This is a genomic window from Bacillus pretiosus, assembly GCF_052947655.1.
Genome location: NZ_CM129593.1, coordinates 4,968,794 through 4,989,558 on the forward strand (window position 1 = coordinate 4,968,794; position 20,765 = coordinate 4,989,558).

Below are 20,765 nucleotides of genomic sequence, written 5' to 3' on the forward strand. Positions count from 1 at the left end.
CCTATGATTAATCAAATTGGACAAATTATGTTATATGTAAATAATCAAGATGAAGCAGTACAATTTTGGACTGAGACAGTAGGATTCCAAATTATTGCGGAAGAAAATAACGGACAAGGCTTTCGCTGGATTGAAATTGCACCAACGAAAGAAGGAGGCACAAGCATCGTCCTTCACGATAAAGCGTTAATTGCGAAGATGCAACCTGAATTAAACTTAAATACACCTTCACTTATGTTCTTCTCTAATAACTTAGATCAACTGTATAAAGATCTTTCTGAGAAAAACGTTACAGTTGGACAAGTTGTAGATTTACCTACAGGTAGAGCATTCAACTTTGCTGATAATGAAAACAATTACTTTGCGGTAATGGAGCGTAAATAAAAAAGAAGCTATCCTAAAAAAACGGATAGCTTCTTTCATTTTAAGAAACTTGTTCTGCATTCGTTTCCCTATGTTGTATATGACTCGTAATCCAAGCAATTCCGCCAGCAACAACGAGATAGCATAACAATATTAAAATTTGTATTTGTAATTGTGACCAATCTCCTAAAGAGATAACATCTTGTAATCCTCTAAGAGAATGGGACATTGGGAGAAACTGTCCAATTTTGCTAAGAACAGCTATATTTAATTCTCCTGGGAAAGTCCCCCCGCTCGTCGCTAATTGCAAGACTAGAAGCGTTACCGCTAAGAACTTTCCAACAAGACCAAATACCGTTACTAACATAAGAATAAACGTCATGAACGTAAAGGAAATAACGATACTTGATAAAACAAAGAGTGGCACACTTGCAACTTCTAATTTCATAACTCCTAGCACAGCCACATCCACAAGTAATGCTTGAATAAGTCCAATTAAATATACCAATCCTAGTTTATTAATAAAATGTACTGTTCCGCTTACCTTCATATTTTGTCTACGGCCAAGAGGTAAAATATTCGATGCCATAATTCCGCCAACATAAAATGCCAGTGATAAAAAGTATGGTGCAATGCCTGAACCGTAGTTAGGCACATCAGAAACTGTCGACTTCACTAACTGAACCGGCTCTGAGAACATCGTATTACGGGCATCATCATTGCGAACATCCGCTATCTTCTCTGCGCCCTCTCCTAATTTCGTAGAAAGTTCTTTCGCACCATCGTCAAGTTTAACAAGTCCGTCCTCTAACTTATTAGCACCATGATTCAGCTCTGTTCCGCCAATCGCAAGGTGATTTACACCTTCTTGTAATGTTGTAAATCCATTTCCCCACTTCGTAAATCCATTAGCTACATTCGCAGCACCATCTGCTATCTTTTTCGTTCCAGCAGTAGCTTCGCTTAACTTAACTCCGAATGTATTCATACCTTCTTCAATCTTATTCTGACCGTCAGCAAGCTTCTTCGCACCTTGTGTCAATTGTTGTTGGCTATTATTTAAAGTGTTTACTGCTTTAGCTAATCCGTTAGAAGTAGCAATGATCTTTTGAAAAGCAGGATCTTGCTGCACTTCTGGATGACTTTTCACGTACTCTTCTAATTGTTGTTTTACACTATTTGCTGCATTGTCCGCTTTCACTTGCCCTTCAGCAAGTTTCTCACTTCCGTTCACCCATTCATTTGTACCAGCACTTAATTCACTAACCCCTGATTGTAAAGTTTTTTCACCTTGAGCTAATAACTCCATACCACTATGAAGTGAGGTTGCCCCTTGACTCAGCTCATTTGCGCCGCCACTTAAGGCAGATTGGCTAGAAGCAAGCTTTTCACTTCCCTCTTTCACTTTTGATGCCCCGTCACTTAAACGATGAATACCATCTGCAAGCTGATTCGCCCCATTTTTTGCATCTGTCGTTCCTTCATGCAGCTTCTCAGCACCATTACTTGCATCACTCAATCCTTGTGCCAAATCTTGAAACTTTGAAAAGACACCTTCTGTATAAGATTTCGTAATACTATTTGAAATTTTTGTTTTCATATTTTCAACAGCTGTCGTTCCAATTTGAGCTGCTACAAAGTTTTTACCCGGATTTACTTTGTACTGAAGCTGCGCTGGCTCTGGTTTCTCATCCATTAGTGTACTTACCTTTTGAGAGAAATCCTCTGGAATCGTAACAACCATATAATACTTATCTTCTTTTAACCCTTCATCAGCATGTTTTTCTGATACGAAATGAAAAGCTAGTTCCTTATTCTCTTTTAAATTTTTTACAAAATCGTCTCCTGCGTGAATTGTTTTTTCATCCATCGCAGCACCTTTATCTAAATTTACAATTGCAACAGGTAATTTATCTAATCGTCCATATGGATCCCAATATCCAGCTAAAAAGAATCCTGAATAAATTAAAGGAACGATTAATAAAAAAATTAAAGCAATACGTCCATGTTTATGATGCCACATCGCTTTCCAATCTTTAAATATAAGTTGAATTCCCTTCATGAAACATACTCCTTCTCCTAATTTAACACCATTACAATGGTTTAACAGATTTACTATACACGCCCATTTTCATACTGTATAATACATCTTTAATTATCAATTCATTCCTTTTGGTCTATAGAAAGGAGAGTCAAAATGGAACTTCTTCAACTAAAATACTTTCAGACAGTCGCACGATTAGAACATATGACAAAAGCCGCTGAAGAACTGCATATCGCACAGCCTTCGCTTAGCAAAACAATCGCTAGATTAGAAAAGGACTTAGGCGTCCTATTATTTGATCGCCAAGGTCGACAGATTACATTAAACTCTTTTGGAAAAGTATTTTTAAAACGCGTAGAGCGCATTTTTCATGAATTAAGTGAAGGCGAACGAGAAATTAAAGATTTAGCTGAATTACAACAAGGCTCTATTACACTGGCCGTTTCTATTCCGAGAATATTACCAGAACTACTCGGTTCTTTTTTACTAGAACATCCTAACGTTCGATTCCAACAATTTCTCGCATCTACTCCTTCTATGAAGCGACAACTAGATAATATAGAAATTGACTTTTGCATTTCTTCTGTGCCAATTGAAGGCGAGGAAATTATGTGGGAACCGCTTATTACAGAAGAAATTTTCTTAGTTGTCCCTTCAGGTCATCGTTTATCAGGACGCGAAAGTATCCATCTGCATGAAGTAAAAGACGAACCATTTATTAGTATGAACACTGGTTACGGATTTCGGCACTTAACGGATGAATTTTGTAAAGAAGCTGGCTTCACTCCACATATCGCTTTTGAAGTAGATGAACCAACCGTAATTAGCGACCTTATTAAGCAAGGTCTCGGCATCGCCTTTGTCCCAAGTTTAACTTTATTAAAAAACTCTACTTTAGCATTAAATAAGTTACGTATTATTGAACCCAATTGCGAGCGGACTATCGGATTGAGTTGGTCGAAGAAACGCTACTTATCAAAAACCGCTCAGCAATTCCGTAGATTCGTAATTGACTACTTCTCCAATATTAGAACGTAAAATTATATCGACTTAGTAAAAAATAAAAGGTGCCACCTTCAGAGGATAGCACCTTCTATTTCTTACTCTTCTCCAATTCCATTTCCGCTAAAAGCGGCAATACGTTATCGAAAATATGCGTATTATTATTTTCACCTGTTACGTATCCACCGTAATATCTACTAAATATATTGTCATTTCGGAATGTGGCCATATGATCATATAATTCCTTTGCAAACTTTGTATCACCTGTTTGTAGTACGTACAAGATCGTTAGTCCGTATGCGGCTGGTGATTCATAATTCACAGTTTGTTTTCCCGTTTCTAAATTGTAACGACCGTATAGCTTTCCATCCTCCTGGAACTTCTTCTTGATAAATTCCAAATAAGCAGCTGATGAAAGGCCACCTAAACTTCGATGATATGCAACATATGATTGGTCAATAAGATTTACTTCTTTATCGTACGTAAATGTACCATCTTCTTTATACTCTTTTGGGAATGCCCAGCCATGCCTTGGATAATCCGCTAAAAATTGAACGACTTCCTGATATTGCTGTGCAGAAACTTTGCCGTACTTTTTCATATACGAGAATGCGTGTGGATTTAAGTATGATGTCGTTGCAAAATTATTTTGTTTCCCTGCATCTGCATCATAATAATCAACGTAATAATTATCTTTCTTATTATAACGAATTACAGCGTCACTCAATTGATCTGCCAAGTTTTTATAACGCTCTTCCTTGTACATTTCATAAGCACGATATAATTGTTCTATAATACGAAGATCATCTATAAGTGCATTTGTAGCTGACTGCATTTCTCCCTTTTCAGAGATTTTCCATATAACAATATGCTCCTTATGTACAAAGCTATTTTGAATAACCTTAACTTGTTCATCGAATAACGCTTGATCGTTTTTATCCAATGTATATTGTAGCCATAGTCCTGCTGATTCCGATAAAGCTTCACGGCCTTTCGCTTCACCCGTACCTGCCTGTGTATCCGCTAAACGATATGTGGCAAGCGTCCCATTTTCATTCACCATATGTCTTAAAATAAAATGTTCTGTACGGTTTCCTTGTATAGCTGACCAAAATACAATGCCACCTAAAGCGATTAAGAGAATAACTCCAATCCCTATATATAAACGTTTCCGCAATCTTTTCACCTCCCTAATAAGGCTAGCCTTAATTTTACCAGAACATACGTAAAATTAAAAAAGACAATCTATTAGATTGTCTCCCTTGCCTCTATCCCTCACAAGCCTCTTTAGAAGGTCTATATAGCGATGCCACAAGTCGATCATATTCACGACGCGTAATTTCTTTATTATACAGCTTCAATAATAAATCTCTATGCTCTTTTGAAAATGCCATCTTTTTAATGACTTCAGGATACATAAAACATCCTCTCCATTTCACATAAACTTCTTCACCTCGAAAAACAGAACTTATGTTCGCATAAAAGATTATAAAATATTCCTTACTAAAAAACAAACAAAATATTATTAAACATTAACTTCTTTCCATTTAGAATATTCAAACATCATATTACCATATCCACTTTTTAAATACATATATATTTTTGGTAGTTTTTCTGAATAAATCTTCCAATTCAATCAGAAAATAATGGCAAAAAGAAGAGGAGTTTACATATGGATACGGTAACATTAGCAAGAGCATTTTTTGGTTCTTCATTAGCATTCCACATTATCTTTGCAACACTTGGTGTCGGACTTTCATTAATGATTTTTATAAGTGAAATACTCTATCACTGGAAGAAAGATTCCGATTACGCCATTATGGCGAAAAGATGGACGAAGGCTTTTGCCATCCTTCTCGGTGTAGCAATTCCAACTGGAACAATTGTCGGTGTGCAAATCTCACTTCTTTGGCCTGGTTTTGCCAAAATTGTTGGGCAGGTTATTTCTGTTCCCTTTCAAATTGAGATTTTCGCCTTCTTTTTAGAGGCGTTGTTCATGTCTATTTATGTATATGCAGCTGACAAACTACCTCCATTCATGAGATTAATCTCGCTATTCTTCGTCATGATTGGTGCCACGGCATCTGCCGTGCTTATTACATCGGCAAATACATGGATGAATACACCCGCAGGCTTTTCAATGGGGCCAGATGGATCAGTTTTTAACGTTGATCCATGGAAAGCTTTCTTTAATCCGAGTTTTGGTACAAGCGCATTCCACGTTGTGATTACAGCCTATACAACTGGAGCTGCCGTCATTGCCTCTATCGCTGGATTTAAATTATTAAAGAAGAACTTAAGTAAACGTGAAATTGCTTATCATAAAAAGGGACTACTGTTAGGACTCGTCGTGACATTTATTACAGGTGCTACGATGTGGCTTTCGGGACACGAATCAGCGATTGCCTTACATAAGCATTCTCCTGAAAAACTTGCATCTGCCGAAGCTTTATTTGAAACGACATCACATGCACCGTTATCAATTGGCGGAGTTGTAGACCCTAACACACTTGAACTAAACTATGCACTAGAAATTCCGAACATGCTTAGCCTACTAGTGGGACTCGACCCTAGCACCGTCGTAAAAGGACTAAAGGAATTCCCACAAGAAACATGGCCACCATTTTACACACATACACTATTCAACTTAATGGTCGGCACCGCTGCCTTTACTTTTGCAGTTGCAGCAATCGCCCTCTTATATTGGTACTTTGTTTACCGAAAAAAAGGTGCAGAATTACCGAAGTGGCTTCTTTGGGGAGCTGCAGCATGTGGACCAATTATGATGCTCGGTATTGAATTCGGGTGGATTTTCAGCTGTAGTGGTCGTCAACCGTGGACCATTTATGGTATGCAACGGACAGTCGACGCTTCTACACGCGCTGATTTTGTCGGTCCTTTATTTATTCTATTCATCATTTTATATATTGGACTCGGCATTTTAACAGTTTTTGTACTACGGACATTCTTTAAGAAACATCCGCTTACAAATGATTTACATCACGAAGGAGGCGATTCTCGTGCATGAGGAAAGCATTGCAATCATCATCTTATGGGCTCTTATTTTCGTATACAGTATATTAGGGTCCATCGATTTTGGAGCAGGTTTTTGGGGCATGGTATACGCAAAACATCCAACGCTCGCTGCCAAACTTGCCAATCGATACTTATCACCAACTTGGGAAGTAACAAATACATTTCTCGTTTTTGTCGTTGTCGCTTTTCTCGGTTTCTTTCCGAAAGCTGCTTTCACCCTTGCGACAGTGATGTTCGTGCCAGTTATGTTAATTTTAATACTCATTGCAATTCGCAGTACATTCATGGTATTTGCTTACTCTCTGCCAAAGTATCAATTCCTCCTTCGGGTGATTTCAGGTATTACTGGGCTCTTAATTCCAGCCTTATTAATTACTGTTTTACCCGTTACAGAGGGGGCTTATATTACAATCTCTGAAGGAAAAGAAGTACTCCTGTATGGAAAACTTCTTTCTAGCCCGGTTATCTACTGCTATATGCTCTTTGGGCTAACTTCGGAACTATTTCTCTCCTCTCTCTTTCTTGCTGATTTTGCGAGAGAGCAAGGTTCAGAAGATTCGTATAGAATTTATAGAAGAAACGCCATCATCCTTGGTCCTGCAACACTCGTTACGGCGATTATCGCCCTCGTTGTAATGGATCCGGAAACACACTGGCTTATGCAAGGACTAATAAAGCAATTCCCATGGTTTACAGTTTCTATCGTTTTATTCGTTATCGGATACTCTTCTCTTTGGTGGACAAACAAGAAGTACGGCACACTAGGATACCCTCGCATCGCCGTTTTAGCGGTCGTCGCTCAATATGCATTTGCAAGTTACGCTTACGGTGTCGCGCATTTACCTTATATCATTTATCCTGATGTAACTGTATTTACAAGTTTTACAACGACAGAAACATTCTATGCATTGCTTATCCTATACGCAATTGGAATCGCAATTTTACTACCAGGATTTATTTTCTTCTGGAATTTATTCTTGAAGGATCGAACTTTTTTGAAGGAAAAATAATATATTCGGGGGAGTCTGTTCCAAAAGGCATTTGGGATGGGCTCCTTTTGTCATGTTTTGTCGATAAGTCGATATATTTTAAAAATCGCTGATATATTTCAATAATCGCTGATATATTTTAAGTTGCGCCAATATATCTCCATAATCGCCCATGTAAATTTCATTTACTATCTTACTGCCCCTCTAATTTATAGACTCCTCTCATAATAGTTATTTCACTATTCGTGACACTTGTCCTTTCGCTTGAAAAACACATATTCACTTTATTCCATTATATGCCTAGTTCTTCCTATTTTTTGTTGAATATACTATCAATACAAACTTGAGACAAGCTACATTTGTTCAAGGGAAAATAGAAAGGTAGGCAAAATATGAGCATTGAAATATGGATTACTATTATTGTATTCTTCTTAACGATGATTGTTATCTTTTGGCGACCCCGTGGCTTAAATGAGGCTTGGCCGGCAGCAATTGGCGCTGGCATTATCTTGATTACTGGACTTGTATCAAGACCAGACGTCATAGATATTATTAGTAAAATTGGCGGTGCCTCTATAACAATATTAGCGACCATCGTTATGGCGGTTATATTAGAAAGCTTCGGCTTCTTCCACTGGTCCGCAGCGAAACTTGCAAATTTAGCAAAAGGATCTGGTCGCCGTCTATACTGGTATATTCAATTATTATGTTTTCTTATGACTCTTTTATTTAATAACGACGGTAGTATTTTAATTACAACTCCAATTTTAATTCTTCTTCTAAAAAACCTTCAATTAAAACCACATCAACAAATTCCTTATTTATTAAGTGGTGCTTTAATCGCTACTGCATCTAGTGCACCAATTGGTGTAAGTAATATCGTAAACTTAATCGCATTAAATATCGTTAATATGACTCTTTACATGCATACTGCTATGATGTTTGTACCTGCAACACTAGGTTTATTATTTATGTCATGGCTCATGTATACAGTGTTAAAGAAAAAGCTTCCTAAAAAATTACCTGTTTCTTCTTATGACATTGAAGAGATTTTCTTCACAAAAAACTTCCATCCACTTAAAGGAACAAAATCTGTTAATACGAAACAAAAACGTACAAAATTCATGTTAAAAGTATTAGGTTTCGTCTTTCTTATGCGCTGTCTTCTATTCGTTGCATCCTTCTTATCGATTCCAATCGAAATTGTTGCTGTACTCGGTTCACTCGTTCTTCTCATCTGGAGATGGTACTACTTACGAACAAACCCAGTCGATATTTTGAAAAAGACACCGTGGCACATTTTAATTTTCGCTTTCTCTATGTATGTAATTATTTACGGGCTTCACAACGCAGGATTAACAACGGCGCTTGTAAATTGGCTTGAACCAGTTGTAAGTCAACATCTACTCTATGCTAGCTTTACAATGGGCGGACTTGTATCTATCCTCTCTAACGTCTTTAATAATCACCCTGCACTTATGATTGGTACCATTACATTAACAGAAATGGGCCTAGATCCAGTCACATTAAAAACTATCTATCTCGCAAATATCATTGGTAGTGACATCGGTTCACTATTATTACCAATCGGTACGCTAGCTTCCCTCATTTGGATGTATATCCTAAGACAAAATAAAATTAAAGTGAAATGGAAAGATTATTTAAGCGTATCTCTCATCGTAATCCCACTCACAACAGCCGTCACATTATTCCTCTTATACTACTGGGTACAATTATTCTTCGCCTTATAGAAAATAGAAGCCCCCTTTGCTACCGTCTTAGCAAAGGGGGCTTCTTCTATATTTAAGTTAGGTACTACAGTGTGATCAATCAAGTAAAGAGGTGTAACGTGTTATTGGTATAAATGACTACCAGTGTCTTTAAATTCTTTCGCTTTCTCTTTCATCCCTTTTTCAATTGCTTCTGTCGTTTCTAAATCATTGTCTTTCGCATATTCACGAATATCATGTGAAATTCTCATACTACAAAACTTCGGTCCACACATTGAACAGAAATGAGCCGTTTTCGCGCCTTCTGCTGGCAATGTTTCATCGTGATATTCCATCGCACGTTCAGGGTCTAAAGATAAATTAAATTGATCGCGCCAACGGAATTCAAAGCGAGCTTTTGAAAGTGCATCATCACGCTGATGAGCCGTTTTGTGCCCTTTCGCAAGATCAGCTGCATGTGCAGCAATTTTGTACGTAATAACCCCCGTGCGAACATCATCTTTATTCGGTAAACCTAAATGTTCTTTCGGTGTTACATAACAAAGCATCGCCGTGCCAAACCAGCCAATCATCGCCGCTCCAATTGCCGATGTAATATGGTCATAACCTGGTGCAATATCTGTCGTTAACGGCCCAAGTGTATAGAACGGTGCGCCCTGACAAATATCAAGCTCTTTCTCCATATTCTCTTTAATTAAATGCATCGGTACATGCCCAGGTCCTTCAATCATCACTTGCACATCATGTTTCCAAGCAATCTTCGTTAATTCACCAAGTGTTTCAAGCTCAGAAAACTGTGCTTCGTCATTTGCATCTGCAATCGAACCTGGACGTAATCCATCTCCAAGAGAGAACGAAACGTCGTACTGCTTCATAATTTCACATATCTCTTCAAAATGAGTGTATAAGAAGTTTTCTTTATGATGGAATAAACACCACTGTGCCATAATTGAACCACCACGCGAAACGATACCTGTCGTACGCTTTGCAGTAATCGGAATGTAACGAAGTAATACGCCCGCGTGAATCGTAAAGTAATCCACACCTTGCTCCGCCTGCTCAATTAACGTATCACGATACACTTCCCACGTTAAATCTTCTGCAATTCCATTTACTTTTTCCAGCGCTTGATAAATCGGTACAGTTCCAACTGGTACAGGCGCGTTACGAATAATCCACTCACGCGTCGTATGAATATTTTTACCTGTAGATAAATCCATAATCGTATCCGCACCCCAACGCGTTGCCCACGTCATCTTCTCTACTTCTTCTGCAATTGAAGAAGATACAGCAGAGTTTCCGATATTTGCATTGACCTTCACGTGAAAGTTACGGCCGATAATCATCGGTTCTGCTTCCGGATGGTTAATATTCGCTGGTAAAATGGCACGACCTTCCGCGATTTCCTTACGAACAAACTCAGGCTCTACTCCTTCACGAATCGCAACATATTCCATCTCAGACGTAATGATACCCTTACGTGCATAATGCATTTGCGTAACATTTCCACCTTGCTTTGCTCTAAGCGGCTGACGATCCATTTGCGGGAAAACAGGCGTATGTTTCAAAGCCACTTTCACACCGTCATCCTCTGGTTTTACTTCGCGCCCTTCGTATGCTTCTACATCTCCGCGCTCCAGGATCCAAGAGTGGCGCGGCGCCTGCAATCCCTTTTCCAGTTCCACTTTATACGCAGGATCTGTATAAGGACCGCTCGTATCATATACACGAATTGGCGGATTCGGAATACCGTTCGTTTCGCTTTGTTCAATCTCGCGCATCGGCACTTTCATACCCGCGCGTGGTCCATCCACATACACTTTCTTACTTCCTGGTAAACTCGATTTCAATTCAATTTGCTCAGCTGAAACAGACTGTTTCATAACCTTTGTTGCCCCCCTGTACGTGACAAGGACAAGATATGGCCAGCGTATGCCAAAATAAAAAGAGCCAGGTCCATAAAAAAATAAGGACCTGGCTCATAAAGACATCATTATGTAAAGCCGTTAACTTCCCTACGCTGGTACGAGCCAGATCAGGTCCAAAGGGTTAAGAAGTTCACACGCTTCTCTCTCAGCCTACGCATACGTTAGGCACCCCTAGTTTATCACTGATTTAATTTTCAATACTTTCCCATCATACACGATAATCTGAAAAATGCAAAGTTTATTTCTTTTGTTGTTTATGGAATCATCCACGTTAAATAATATGCCTGTACATACGTCATAATACCAACAATAATTACGAAGAATAAACTATGCTTCACTGTAAAGCGGAATAAATCTGATTCTTTTCCAGCAAGTCCAACTGCCGCACAAGCAATTGCAATCGATTGCGGAGAAATCATTTTTCCTGTTACACCGCCCGTTGTATTTGCTGCAACGAGAAGTACTTCAGATACACCGACTTGCTGCGCTGTAATCGCTTGTAAATTCGAGAACAGTGCATTCGCTGACGTATCGGATCCTGTTAAAAATACACCGATCCAGCCTAGGAATGGTGAGAAGAACGGGAATAGTCCGCCAGTTCCTGCAAGTGCTAATGCTAATGTAGAAGATAGACCAGAATAGTTTGCGATAAACGCGAATCCTAATACGAATCCGATAGATAGAATTGGCATCTTAAGCTCATTTATCGTTTCTTTAAATGTTACTACTGCATCTTTTGCACTCATTTTCAAAATAAAGATAGAAATGATACAAGCAATTAAAATTGCTGTTCCCGTCGCTGATAAAATATCTAATTTCAAGATTGCTTCATAAGGCGTCGGTTTATTTACAATTGGCTCTGCTTTCATTACTAAATTGTGTAAGCCTGGAACTTCAAACTTAAACACAAGGCTTTCCAAAGCACCGCCTGGAGCAAATAACGCTTTAAAGAAACTTTGGCTCCAAATGACTACCATCACAGTTAAAATAATGAATGGAGACCATGCTTTTACTACTTTTCCTACCGTTAGTTTCGGCATAGATATCGCCGTTGCTGCTACCTCACTATTTGCTTCTTTAGACTGATAGATTTCTTTCGGCTGCCAAACTTTTAAGAATAGCGATAAACTCACTAAACTTACAAGTGCTGACGTAATATCCGGAAGTTCTGGCCCTAAGAACGTCGCTGTAATGAACTGCGTAATTGCAAATGAGCTACCTGCTACAAATAGAGCCGGCCATGTTTGTCTTACTCCTTTAAATCCATCCATTAAAAATACGATAAAGAACGGAACAAATAATGATAAGAACGGTAATTGATGCCCAGCCATTTGTCCAATTTTATGCGGATCAATACCTGTTACTTGTCCAGCAACTGTAATCGGAATTCCCATCGCTCCGAACGCTACTGGTGCCGTATTTGCGATTAAACACAGACCCGCTGCATATAAAGGATTTAACCCAAGACCTGCAAGAAGCGCTGCGGTAATCGCTACTGGTGCACCAAATCCTGCTGCCCCTTCCAAAAATGCTCCAAATGAAAAACCGATTAAAATAACGAGTAAACGATGGTCATTCGTAATGGATAATACAGATGCACGAATCACATCGAATTGACCTGTTTTCACAGATATTTTATATAAAAATACCGACATAATGATAATCCAAGCAATTGGCCATAGTCCGTATAAAAAACCATATCCCGTCGCTGCCATCGCCATCGTGAACGGCATCTTATAAGCGAATAACGCAACTAAAATTGTAAGTACGACTGTAATTAATCCTGCCACATACCCCTTCATGCGGAAAACTGCTAAAGCTAAGAAAAAAAAGATAATCGGAATAAGTGCGATTGCTGCCGAAATCCAAATGTTTCCGAACGGATCATAAACTTGTGTCCATGTGTTCATTGTTCTCTCCCCCTAAAGAATCCCCTTTTAAATAGAATAACCTCATCAATAGACTATCAGGTCATCATACCTTTAAACCTAAAATAAAAAAACGTCAAAGAAAACGTTTTCATTAATTTTATCACAACAATTTTCATTAAAAAAGATTTTTTTGAAAATTTTATTATTTATCATGAGAATCTTACAAAAACGTCACGTTCTTGTAATGTTCATCGATAGGAAGCTCGCTACATTTCCTGCATAATAAAGGTATAAAAACGGATATTATTTATGAGGTGATATATATGAACGGAAACAAAATATTAGCAGCTTTATCATACTTTAGTGTATTATTTGCCCCTATCTTATTCCCTATCATTGTGTGGATTGTGGGCGATTCTGAAACGAAACCGCACGCAAAACGCGCTCTATGGACACACATCATTCCAAGCATCGCGTCATTTATTGGATTTATTATTCTAGGAATTATGGGTATCGGATCGAATCAACCAGACGTAACACTTGGCATTGGAGCAATGATTGTCTTATGTATTTGCGGCATTATTAGCTTATACTACTTCATTTGGAACATCGTAAAAGGTATTAAAGTGCTGAAAGCTTAAGTTTAAACAAACGTTTGATTAAAACAGTACGCATCATAATAAATGAAATTTTATCGGCGATACGACAATCTTTTAATAAGAAAAAAACCGTCCCAAAATACCTTTTGGGACGGTTTTTTTATCTTCTGCGTTTCTTCTTTTTTCTCATCATTTTTTTGCGGCGCGTATTCACTTTATCCGCTATAATGTGAAGCGTACTTGCTACAATAATTCCCATTACGAACGTTACAATTTCAACCTCATGTTCCTTCGCAATTTCTATTAAATTCCCATCAAGCGCGATTACATTTAATAGGAATAAAAACGGAGAAAACACAATTAACATGTATGCAATACGAATCACATCACCAAGTATAATTGTATGTGTAAAGAAGGATCGATGCGGCATGACCTTCTTATACGGATACCAAAATATACGTAGGAACCCCCATTTATTATACGCATTACTATATGTATCTAAATCCGGCGTTAAAAATGAAGTACCTACTAAAAAGCCAATTGCAAAAGTTAATAAAAAATCCAAGTCTGTTAATCCATACGAAAAGAGCATAAACAAAACAACCGGAAGGGATATTAAGTTTATTTTCGTATGCGTTCTTCCTGATGGCATAATGCACTTCCTCGCTTACGTTCGCCCTGTCACCATATGACAGTTCTCACCTACTGATCTAATTTCTGATCGATAAAGGATGTGTCTATATCCGAACCAAACCATTCTGCCAACTTCACTCGTGCCTTATCTTTCACCTCTTCATTGACGTATAACGACGCTTGTAATAGAGCAGCCATTAACGCCCCTAAATCATCTGTATAACCAACTCCAGCAATGAAATCTGGGATGGCATCAATTGGTGCAATAAAATAAGCAAGTGCTCCAATCACAATAATTTTCACTCGCTTTGGAACATCAGGTCTTTGCAAAACGTAAAACAATAATAAACTTGCATAAATGACCGACTGCCCTGCTTGCTTTGCAACATGTTTTGCTTTCTTCCAAAACGCTTCAACTGAAAATTTTTGTTCCATGTAAAAGCCTCCCTATTTTTTTAAAGAAATAAGCTACAATATGTTATCAGTAAAAGTTCATCAAAATTACACATAATCTATCAATGAACTTTCATTGTAACAAACAAACTAAAAAAGAACAAGTGTTCGTTAATTTTTACATACTTCCCTTCATATAATAGGTTTCTAGATAACCACTCACCCATTGTCATTTCTTATTTCTCAACAAGAAAATTTTCACTTTCACTGAACATTCTGCTCTACCTTTGTTATATTTTCTAGTTGACGGACATATAAACGAATGTTAAAGTTTTCTCTGGTAGTGACAAATCTCATACAAAAAATGTAAAATGTTATAGTGTTTCTCAGAAATGAATTTTGTTGTATAATACAGAAATGACGTTATGCTTATGAGCAGCACAAGAAACCAAAAGGGTATGCATAGTTATAGTCGTATATGGGTGAATATAGAACCTCTAATTATGGCCAAGAAAACTATGTATTTTTTATTTTAGCATTTTTCGCTCCAAAATCGACCAAGCCTGATAGAGAAAGGGTGGAAATGAATGAAAGAAACCTTGAAATCACAATTTCAAAATGTGCGTTTCACTGTATTCGTAGCTTTAGCTTTATGGCTGAAGACGTACCTTATTACACGCACAAGCTTTGATTTAAAACTTGAATCTTTCATGCAAGAATTCATTTTATTCCTTAGCCCATTAGCAGCATCATTACTGCTTGTTGGTCTTGCATTATTTGCAAAAGGGAAAAAACGTAACTATATAGCACTTGGAATTAATTTTGTTTTAACAATCGTTCTTGTTGGTAACGTAATGTTCTACGGATTCTACAATGACTTCGTTACTTTACCAGTACTAGGACAAACATCTAACTTTGGAAGTTTAGGTTCTAGTGTGAAAGAATTGTTTAACTACAAAATTATCCTTGCATTTGCTGATATTATTGTATTCTTCATTTTATTGAAGAAGATGAAGAATTTTGCACCGACAGAACGTGTAGCACGCCCAATGCGTTCCCTATACTTCGTGTCAACAGTTGCTATTTTCTTCGCAAACTTAGGACTTGCAGAAGCTGAGCGTCCCGAACTATTAACACGTTCATTCGACCGCGTTATGCTTGTTAAAAACTTAGGTTTATATGTACACCAAGTGTATGATCTTGGCTTACAAGCAAAATCAAGTTCACAAAAAGCTTTTGCTGACGGTAGTAAATTACAGGAAACAGAGAACTACGTAAAAACAACGCAAAGCAAACCAGATCCAAATATGTTTGGTACGGCAAAAGGGAAAAACGTAATTGTTGTCTCTCTTGAGTCATTACAAACATTCTTAATTGGTGCAACAGTTAACGGACAAGAAGTTACACCATTCTTAAACCAATTTACGAAAGAAAGTTATTACTTTGATAACTTCTTCCACCAAACTGGGCAAGGAAAAACATCTGATGCTGAATTCTTAGTAGATACTTCCATGTATCCACTAGACCGTGGTGCTGTATTCTTCACACACGGTAATAACGAATATACAGCAACACCAGAAATTTTACGTGAGCAAGGATATCACACATCGGTATTCCACGCGAACAACGCAACATTCTGGAACCGTAACATTATGTATCCGGCACTTGGTTATGATCGTTACTACAACGAGCTTGACTACAAGATTACGCCAGAAACGAAATTAAATTGGGGATTAAAAGATATCGAATACTTCGATCAATCTATCGATATGTTAAAAGAAGTGAAGCAACCGTTCTATACTCGCTTCCTTACTTTAACAAACCATTACCCATTCACTTATGATGACAGCACAAAATTAATCGATGAATACAATTCTGGTGATGGCGTATTTGACCGTTACATGGTAACTGCTCGCTATTTAGACGAAGCAATGAAACACTTTATTGAACGTCTAAAAGCAGAAGGTATTTACGACAACTCAGTTATCGTATTCTACGGTGACCACTATGGTATTTCTGAAAACCATAACCGTGCAATGGCACAGTTCTTAGGAAAAGAAGAAATCACTGCATTTGACCATATGAACTTACAAAAAACACCGATGTTTATTCACGTTCCAGGTCAAAAAGAAGGTAAAACAATTTCAAAACCAACTGGTGAAATTGACATTAAACCAACAATTCTAAACTTACTTGGTGTAGATTCTACGAATCAAGTTCAATTTGGTCATGATGTATTCTCACCTGATAATAAAGGATTCGTTGTTCTTCGTGACGGTAGCTTCATTACAGATAAGTACATGTACACGAACAGTACATTCTACGACCGTACTACTAGCGAAGTTGTACAATTACCAAAAGAAGAATCTCAACCACTCATTGATCGTGCCCAAAATGAATTGAACATGTCTGACAAAATCATTGAAGGTGACTTACTTCGCTTCTCTGAAAGTAATAAGACCAAAACCGGTGAAGTAAAGACAGCTATTAAAGAAGAAAAGAAGAGCGCTGAGTAATCTCAGCCTCTTTTTTTATATTTCTCCATACAATCACTTATATTCATTAACTTTAACATTACATAACCTTTACCAAATATTCACATAGGATTAACGAAACATCTCTATAATAAAATATGTAAGCAAGGTTCTATATATTTCTTATCTCTCATCTGTAATAAGATCCCTTAAAGAAATATATGAATCGTTTATTTCTACTTTCTTATAATTGTCTTTCAATATGTTTTGTTTCCATACACAAAACATTCAATAAGACGATGTCCCTATGAAAGATAGCTACCCTCCTTGTGCAGCATTCCATAAGAATGTTGCTTTTTTTTATTCAAAAGCAGGATTCTTATTTCTCATTTTCGAATTTGTATATACAAAATACTGTAAATCACTACTACTTCTCTACCATTTACAAATACATATACGTCATATGTAAAGAAGTACTCACATAAAAATTACTATAGTGGTTTTTATTCCAAATGAATGAAAGCTTCACTTTACTTATGCACTTACGAAAGGATGGGACAGAAATTGGCATACGAAAAATTTGTACTATGGAATGATGCAGTTATTGATACAACAAAACATCGCGCGTACATAGAACTTGAAGAAAGAGGCTTGCAGTTTGGAGATGGTGTCTACGAAGTTATTCGCCTATATAAAGGGAACTTTCACTTATTAGATCCGCATATCACAAGATTATATCGCTCCATGGAAGAAATAGAATTATCACTCCCTTTCTCAAAAGCAGAACTTATTATCCTACTTTACAAACTAATTGAAAATAATAATTTCTACGAAGATGGAACGATTTATTTACAAGTATCTCGTGGTGTACAAGCTCGTACCCACACATTCTCATATGACGTCCCGCCGACAATCTATGCCTATATTACGAAGAAAGAAAGACCCGCGTTATGGATTGAATATGGTGTACGTGCTATATCAGAACCAGATACCCGCTGGCTACGCTGTGATATCAAATCATTAAATTTATTACCCAATGTATTAGCCGCTACGAAAGCTGAACGTAAAGGTTGTAAAGAGGCTCTTTTCGTACGAAACGGTACTGTAACTGAGGGAAGCTGTTCTAATTTCTTTCTCATAAAAAACGGAACTCTCTACACACATCCAGCCAATCACCTTATTTTAAATGGCATCATTCGTCAGTATGTCCTTTCTTTAGCGAAAACCCTTCGCATTCCAGTAAAAGAAGAACTGTTTAGCATTCGCGATGTTTATCAAGCGGATGAATGTTTCTTTACAGGAACGACGATTGAAATTTTGCCGATGACTCACCTTGATGGAACTGCCATCCAAGATGGTCAAGTTGGCCCTATCACAAAAATGTTGCAAAGATCCTTTTCTCAAAGCTTGTTACAATCCAATATGTCATCTTCTTAAACGCGAATAATTTCTAACCTTTCTACATTCAATATATGTATTTAAATGGAAATCAAGGTGTAATTTATGCCTTGATTTTTTCTTGTAATCTTTTTGTCATATTCAGATTCCCGCATAAGTCTTGACAGTAATCGACATGCTCTTTAGAATTTTTAACAGTTGGTAAATATTTCTTCACTACATTACAGACAGAAAGGAATCGACAAATTATGAAAAAATACCTTGCCGGTCTTGCGGCAGTGTCTGTAGCAGGAGGAGCAGCACCTACACTTGATAGTGTTCAAGCTGCCCCTGAACAAAATACACAAAAAGCTGCTACACAAACTGTCCAAGCTTCCGCATCAAACAGCTCATCTTATACGGTAAACACTAGCGTATTACATGTTCGTGCAGGATCAAGTACTTCTCACGACATCATCTCGCGTGTTTATAACGGTCAATCATTAAATGTGATTGGCGAAGAAAATGGTTGGTTCAAAATTAACATTAATGGAAAAACAGGATTTGTTAGTGGCGAATTTGTATCAAAAAACGGAGCAAGCAATTCTAATGTAAGTACAACAGGTGGGAACAATAAAGTTACTGCCGATGTATTACGTGTGCGTACAGCTCCTAACACTTCTAGTTCTGTTTCTGGGCGTGTATATGCAGGACAAACGTTAAACGTTGTCGGCCAAGAAAATGGTTGGGTGAAAATCAACCATAATGGACAAGTAGGTTATGTAAGTGGCGAATTCGTATCTGGCGTTTCTTCTAATGCAGGTTCTTCAAACAACAATACAAATAATAACAACCAAGAATCTGTAAAACCAGCAAGCGGAAACTATACAGTAAATGTATCTTCCCTACGTGTTCGTACAGGTCCTAGCACTTCTCATACAACTGTAGCTTCCGTTACAAAAGGACAAGTTGTGCAAGTTGTTGGAGAAGTTCAAGATTGGTTCAAAATCAATTATGCAGGACAAACTGCTTACGTAAGCAAAGACTACGTAACAAAAGGCGGTTCTAACGATAACGTTACACAAGGAAACAACCAAGATAACAAACAAGAACAAAACAATAATGTAACTGTTCAAACTGGCGGTACTTACGTTGTTAACGCAACATCTCTACGCGTTCGTACAGGCCCTGCTGCTTACCATAGTGTAATTGGTGGCGTGTTAAATGGTACTACATTAAACGTAGTTGGATCTGAAAACGGTTGGTTTAAAGTAAACTATCAAGGAAAAACAGGCTTCGTTAGTAGCGAGTTTGTAAAATTCGTTAAAGGTGGCTCTGCTACTCCTGAACAACCAAAACAACCTGATCAAGGTGCAATTGGTGACTACTACATTAATGCTTCTGCACTAAACGTACGTAGCGGCGAAGGTACAAATTATAGAATCATAGGGGCACTTCCACAAGGACAGAAGGTTCAAGTAATCTCTGAAAACTCTGGATGGAGCAAAATTAACTACAACGGTCAAACTGGTTACATCGGAACACGTTACCTTTCTAAAACACCAGTTGGTGGCGCGGTAGATAATAAGCCTAACAACAACCAAAATAACAATCAAAACAATAACAACAATAATACAGGCAATAATAGTGGTGATAGTTCTTCCATACTTGCATATGCAAAAGGAATGCAAGGCGTACCATACGTTTGGGGTGGTACTTCTGCTACTGGTGTTGACTGCAGTGGTTACATCTACCACGTATTTAAGAAATTTGGTCATAACATTAGTCGTCAAAGTGTTGCAGGATATTGGGGTAGCCTACCACAAACTTCAAATCCACAACCAGGTGACTTAATTTATTTCAAAGATACTTATAAAGCAGGTCCTTCTCATATGGGTATTTACCTTGGAGGCGGATCATTTATCCAAGCCGGAGATAAAGGTGTAGCAATCGCTTCATTGAGTAACTCTTATTGGAAGAGCCATTTCTTAGGATACACAAAAGCACCTTAAGTTATATTTTAGAGCCTTCTAGATTACTAGAAGGCTCTTTTTAATATATGTCACCTATATCCCCGAAAAAATAATGTATCTATTTCCCTATTTCATACACTATATTCTACAAAAACACTCCATAACGTTATCATAATGTATATTTTTACATAAAAAACATAACCTATTTCATGTTTAATCATTTTATATGTGTTTTTTTAAAGAATTTTCTTTTTATTTAAACTTTTCGTTAGACGTTTGACCTCCGATGTCCATTATGATAAGTTACTTAAGATGTTATATTCGTAAACGTATAGACAACTGGTTTATACACT

16 protein-coding genes and 1 riboswitch are annotated in these 20,765 nt (G+C 37.5%); of the genes, 9 read left to right on the forward strand and 7 right to left on the reverse strand.

Features of this window, described 5'->3' with window-relative positions:
• Positions 1–3 precede the first annotated feature (3 nt).
• A complete protein-coding gene (locus tag ACU8YW_RS25825; RefSeq protein WP_046960095.1) occupies positions 4–384 on the forward strand; it encodes a VOC family protein in 381 nt (126 codons plus the stop codon).
• Between the two features lie 40 nt (positions 385–424).
• Here the strand turns inward: ACU8YW_RS25825 and ACU8YW_RS25830 are convergent, their stop codons facing one another.
• On the reverse strand, positions 425–2,425 hold the full coding sequence (locus ACU8YW_RS25830; protein ID WP_098133483.1) for a YhgE/Pip domain-containing protein: 2,001 nt from the start codon (positions 2,423–2,425) through the stop codon (positions 425–427).
• Between the two features lie 135 nt (positions 2,426–2,560).
• Here ACU8YW_RS25830 and ACU8YW_RS25835 point away from each other — a divergent pair, with 135 nt between their 5' ends.
• Complete coding sequence (locus tag ACU8YW_RS25835) at positions 2,561–3,445, forward strand: LysR family transcriptional regulator (protein ID WP_088064816.1); 885 nt, start codon at positions 2,561–2,563, stop codon at positions 3,443–3,445.
• A gap of 55 nt (positions 3,446–3,500) precedes the next feature.
• On the opposite strand, the gene ACU8YW_RS25840 is transcribed toward ACU8YW_RS25835, so the two are convergent.
• Positions 3,501–4,586, reverse strand: coding sequence for a transcriptional regulator (locus ACU8YW_RS25840; RefSeq protein ID WP_142293428.1), 1,086 nt, complete (start codon positions 4,584–4,586; stop codon positions 3,501–3,503).
• 91 nt (positions 4,587–4,677) lie between these two features.
• Positions 4,678–4,827 (reverse strand): hypothetical protein, encoded by a 150-nt coding sequence (locus ACU8YW_RS25845; protein WP_000283173.1) that lies wholly within the window; start codon positions 4,825–4,827, stop codon positions 4,678–4,680.
• A 254-nt stretch (positions 4,828–5,081) separates the two neighbouring features.
• On the opposite strand from ACU8YW_RS25845, the gene cydA reads away from it, so the two are divergent.
• The 3 genes from cydA (at position 5,082) to ACU8YW_RS25860 (ending at position 9,185) form a co-directional block, all read left to right on the forward strand.
• Positions 5,082–6,437, forward strand: a complete 1,356-nt coding sequence (cydA, locus tag ACU8YW_RS25850; protein WP_000381970.1) for a cytochrome ubiquinol oxidase subunit I — start codon at positions 5,082–5,084, stop codon at positions 6,435–6,437.
• Positions 6,430–7,455, forward strand: a complete 1,026-nt coding sequence (locus ACU8YW_RS25855) for a cytochrome d ubiquinol oxidase subunit II (RefSeq protein WP_000544164.1) — start codon at positions 6,430–6,432, stop codon at positions 7,453–7,455. The genes cydA and ACU8YW_RS25855 overlap by 8 nt, the downstream gene beginning before the upstream one ends.
• Positions 7,456–7,826: 371 nt before the next feature.
• Complete coding sequence (locus ACU8YW_RS25860; RefSeq protein ID WP_426934168.1) at positions 7,827–9,185, forward strand: arsenic transporter; 1,359 nt, start codon at positions 7,827–7,829, stop codon at positions 9,183–9,185.
• A gap of 101 nt (positions 9,186–9,286) precedes the next feature.
• Here the strand turns inward: ACU8YW_RS25860 and thiC are convergent, their stop codons facing one another.
• Together thiC and lldP are read right to left on the reverse strand one after the other, a co-directional pair.
• Positions 9,287–11,047: a phosphomethylpyrimidine synthase ThiC gene (gene thiC / locus ACU8YW_RS25865; RefSeq protein ID WP_000814449.1), complete on the reverse strand. Its 1,761-nt coding sequence runs from the start codon at positions 11,045–11,047 to the stop codon at positions 9,287–9,289.
• A gap of 112 nt (positions 11,048–11,159) precedes the next feature.
• Positions 11,160–11,275: riboswitch (TPP riboswitch) on the reverse strand.
• A gap of 71 nt (positions 11,276–11,346) precedes the next feature.
• Positions 11,347–13,002, reverse strand: a complete 1,656-nt coding sequence (gene lldP, locus ACU8YW_RS25870) for an L-lactate permease (RefSeq protein ID WP_097889554.1) — start codon at positions 13,000–13,002, stop codon at positions 11,347–11,349.
• Between the two features lie 284 nt (positions 13,003–13,286).
• Between lldP and ACU8YW_RS25875 the strand changes: the two genes are divergently transcribed.
• On the forward strand, positions 13,287–13,604 hold the full coding sequence (locus tag ACU8YW_RS25875) for a magnetosome magnetite crystal formation protein family (protein ID WP_087983179.1): 318 nt from the start codon (positions 13,287–13,289) through the stop codon (positions 13,602–13,604).
• A 118-nt stretch (positions 13,605–13,722) separates the two neighbouring features.
• Here ACU8YW_RS25875 and ACU8YW_RS25880 read toward each other — a convergent pair whose 3' ends face one another.
• Both ACU8YW_RS25880 and ACU8YW_RS25885 read right to left on the reverse strand, forming a co-directional pair.
• Positions 13,723–14,214: a metal-binding protein gene (locus ACU8YW_RS25880; protein ID WP_088064820.1), complete on the reverse strand. Its 492-nt coding sequence runs from the start codon at positions 14,212–14,214 to the stop codon at positions 13,723–13,725.
• A 50-nt stretch (positions 14,215–14,264) separates the two neighbouring features.
• Positions 14,265–14,630: a YkvA family protein gene (locus ACU8YW_RS25885; protein ID WP_000435500.1), complete on the reverse strand. Its 366-nt coding sequence runs from the start codon at positions 14,628–14,630 to the stop codon at positions 14,265–14,267.
• A gap of 545 nt (positions 14,631–15,175) precedes the next feature.
• On the opposite strand from ACU8YW_RS25885, the gene ACU8YW_RS25890 reads away from it, so the two are divergent.
• From ACU8YW_RS25890 to ACU8YW_RS25900, 3 genes are all read left to right on the forward strand, one after another.
• Positions 15,176–17,104 carry an LTA synthase family protein gene (locus ACU8YW_RS25890; RefSeq protein ID WP_000665354.1) on the forward strand — a complete coding sequence of 643 codons (1,929 nt, stop codon included), beginning with the start codon at positions 15,176–15,178 and terminating at the stop codon, positions 17,102–17,104.
• A 510-nt stretch (positions 17,105–17,614) separates the two neighbouring features.
• Entirely contained in the window at positions 17,615–18,499 is an 885-nt protein-coding gene (locus ACU8YW_RS25895; RefSeq protein ID WP_088064822.1) for a D-amino-acid transaminase, read from the forward strand.
• A gap of 209 nt (positions 18,500–18,708) precedes the next feature.
• Positions 18,709–20,451 (forward strand): C40 family peptidase, encoded by a 1,743-nt coding sequence (locus tag ACU8YW_RS25900; protein ID WP_088064823.1) that lies wholly within the window; start codon positions 18,709–18,711, stop codon positions 20,449–20,451.
• Positions 20,452–20,765 lie beyond the last annotated feature (314 nt).